Genomic DNA, 3,450 nt, shown 5'->3' on the forward strand with positions numbered 1-3,450 from the left:
GGGCTTCTGTGGAAGCCAGCCCGGGCCGGTGAGGCCTGTTCGCGGCGAACCGCCGCGAACAGGCCTCACCGGCCCGGGCTGGCTTCCACAGAAGCCCGCCCGGCCCGCCGCCAGGCCTGCCGTGCAAAGCACACGAACAACCCTGCCATCACCGCCATTGCCATGGGCAAGCCGTGCGGCGCGACGTCCATTGCCGCGCCGCTGACCAGCGGCCCGACCAGGCTACCTACACCCCAAAGCAAGCCGACGCTGGCGTTGGCCGTCACCAGGTCCTTGCCCTTGAAGCGCTGCCCGATCAGCACCAGCGCCAAGGTATAGATTCCCCCTGCCACGGCCCCGAGCACCACCAGCAACGGCCACAGCAGCCAGGTCACCTGCAGCAGCCACGGCAAGGCGATACCGATCGCCATCGCCACCAGCCCGCACGCCAGGTGCAGCCCGGTGCGCTCCACCCGGTCCGCCAGCCAGCCCAGCGGCAACTGGAACAGCATGTCGCCAGCGAACACCACCGTCACCATCAGCGCAGCCACGCCTATGGCAAAGCCATGGCTGGTGGCATACACCGGCAACAACGACAGCACCACGGCGTCGAAGAACGAGAAGAACAGCACCGCCACGCACAGGGCCGGGGCAACACGGAAGAAGCCGCCCAGGGTGAAGCTCTTGTCGTCTTCCTCGCCATGCTCGACATGATCGTTCGGCACCGTGAGCAGGATGCACAGCAACGCCAGGCCATAGCAGGCGGTGACCACTCCCGTCACCCAGGGGCTGTTGGCACCGACCAGCGCCAGCATCGCCGGACCCAGTACCTGGAAGCCGGTGAAACTGGTGGCGTACAGGGCCATGATCTTGCCGCGGTTGTGCTCCGGGCACAGTTCGTTGACCCACGACTCACCCAGGATGATCGCGATGCCCATGCCGATCCCCAGCGCCAGACGCAGCAGCGCCAGCAACCAGATCGAGGCGAACGACCACTCCAGCAGGCCGATGCTCAGGGCGCAGAGGCTGAAGCACAGCAGGTAGATGGTGCGCCGGGTGAGGTGCCGGCAGCAGGCATCGACCATGAACGCCGAGAGCATCATGCCTGCGGCCGGAATGGCCGAAACGATGCCGATCTCCAGGGTGCCCGCCCCCGCCTCGTGCAGACGCAACGACACCAGCGGCAGGCTGGCCCCCAGGCTGAAGCCCACCACCGACACGGCGAACAGAAGGCCCGCCAGCAAACGCATGTTCATGTACCACTCCACTGAAAAAGACGTGCAAACGCAGGCGCCCGCGGCCACGCCGAGGCGGCGCAGCAGACAGGAGCGCTGATCAGTTCAGTGCGCGGTGTGTGGCGAGAAGGTGAAGGCGAACAGGACGCTGCGCCGGCGCTTGAGCACCGTGTCGCTCGGCCACGCGCGACGCGCTGTCGGGGCGACAGGCAGGCATGTGTGGCTGAGGGGGTGTGGGCGGCGCATTGCTGGAATCGCAGGGAAAAATGAAGGAGGCGGCACTCTAGGCCAGGGCTGATCGTTCAGTCAACTGGAGAGCCCCTTTCGCGGGCGAACCCGCGAAAGGGGCGCAGCAGGTGCCGGGGGCTCAACGCTTGCCGGTAGACGGCAGGAACACCGCCAGCAACCCGAACAACGGCAGGAACGAGCACAGCCCGTACACGTACTCGATCCCGCGCAGGTCGGCCAGATAACCCAGCAGCGCGGCACCGATCCCGCCGAACCCGAACATCAACCCGAAGAAGATGCCCGCGATCATGCCGACGTTCCCCGGCACCAGCTCCTGGGCGTACACCACGATCGCCGAGAACGCCGACGCGAGGATGAAGCCGATCACCAGGCTCAGCACCGTGGTCCAGAACAGGTCGGCGTAGGGCAGCGCCAGGGTGAACGGTGCCACGCCCAGGATCGAGAACCAGATCACCGCCTTGCGCCCGATACGGTCACCGATCGGTCCACCGAAGAAGGTCCCCGCCGCCACCGCGCCGAGGAACAGGAACAGGTGCAGTTGCGAGCTGGCCACCGACAGGTCGAACTTCTCGATCAGGTAGAACGTGAAGTAGCTGGTGAAGCTGGCCATGTAGAAGTACTTGGAGAACACCAGCAGCCCCAGCACGATCAACGCGGCGAGCACGCGCTGGCGCGACAGGCCATGGGTGGCGGCACCGGCCTTGCGCGCCTTGAACTGGTTCAGGTGATCCTTGTACCAGCGGCGCAGCAGCAAGGTCACACCGAAGAAGAACAACGCCGCCAGGCCGAACCAGGCGACGTGGGTCTGGCCGAACGGGATGACGATCGCCGCCGCCAGCAGCGGGCCGAAGGCCGAGCCGGCGTTGCCCCCTACCTGGAACGTCGACTGGGCCAGGCCGAAGCGTCCGCCGGAGGCCAGGCGGGCGATGCGCGAGGTTTCCGGGTGGAAGGTCGACGAGCCGATCCCCACCAGCGCCGAGGCCAGCAGGATCATCGGGAAACTGCCGACGAACGCCAGCATGACGATACCCACCAAGGTACACAGCGTGCCCAGCGGCAGCAGGTTCGGCGTCGGCCGCTTGTCGGTATAGAAGCCGACCCATGGCTGCAGCAGCGAGGCGGTCACCTGGAAGGTCAGGGTGATCAGGCCAATCTGGGCGAAGCTCAGGTCGTAGTTGGCCTTAAGCATCGGATAGATCGCCGGCAACACCGACTGGATCAGGTCGTTGATCAGGTGCGCAAGTGCGCAGAAGGTGATGATCCGCATCACCAGCGGGCTGCTGCCGGAAGTCGGCGTTGCACTGCTGGTCGTGGGGCTGGACGAGGTACTGCTGATGGCCATGGGCTCGACATCCGTGCTCAGGTTGGGATCCGATTATTAGAAACATCCCGATACGAAGCCACCCTTAATTTGTTTTTTCCATGCGCTCGCCGAAAGTTTTTTAGTGCCTGTGAGATCGAGCGCCGCCCGCGCGGCGCTTCGCGGGCAAGTCGGAGCGCCGAACCGCCGCCCCTACATTTGTTTCGGGCCAGTTATGCCTGTGCCATAGGCGCGCGACGCCTGGTGTGTACGACTCGGTAACGCGCCGTGCGCCAAAGGGGTCGCGCGAAAATGCCACAGGATTAATTGGCCCGAAACAAACTGTAGGGGCGGCGGTTCGGCGCTCCGACTTGCCCGCGAAGCGCCGCGCGGGCGGCGCTCGATCTCATAGGCGCTGAAAAGCTTTCGGCAGGCACCTGCCAGCCTCTACACAAACACCTTGAACTGAAGCGGTGCCGGCGAGATTCGGAATTTTCTGAGGTATGGGGACACCGCTGTTTCCCAGGCATCCACCACATCTGCAGGAGCAACAGTCTTGCTCAAAATCTAAGGGCCAGCCCAATCCCTGTGGGAGCGGGCTGGTCCCGCGATCGGGCGCGAAGCGGCCGCAAACCAGGCAACCGAGAGACGTCCAGATACACCGTAGCGCCTGATTTTACGGCCGCT

Annotated in this window: 2 protein-coding genes; both read right to left on the reverse strand. The window is 65.1% G+C overall.

Going from position 1 to position 3,450, the window contains the following annotated elements; translation table 11 throughout:
- Nucleotides 1-65: 65 nt before the first annotated feature.
- A complete protein-coding gene (locus ACPZMI_RS00065) occupies nucleotides 66-1,235 on the reverse strand; it encodes an MFS transporter (RefSeq protein WP_426351416.1) in 1,170 nt (389 codons plus the stop codon).
- Between the two features lie 346 nt (nucleotides 1,236-1,581).
- Nucleotides 1,582-2,805, reverse strand: coding sequence for an MFS transporter (locus ACPZMI_RS00070; RefSeq protein ID WP_186667626.1), 1,224 nt, complete (start codon nucleotides 2,803-2,805; stop codon nucleotides 1,582-1,584).
- Between the last annotated feature and the right edge of the window lie 645 nt (nucleotides 2,806-3,450).

This window comes from Pseudomonas wayambapalatensis (genome assembly GCF_049942315.1).
Lineage (GTDB): Bacteria > Pseudomonadota > Gammaproteobacteria > Pseudomonadales > Pseudomonadaceae > Aquipseudomonas > Aquipseudomonas wayambapalatensis.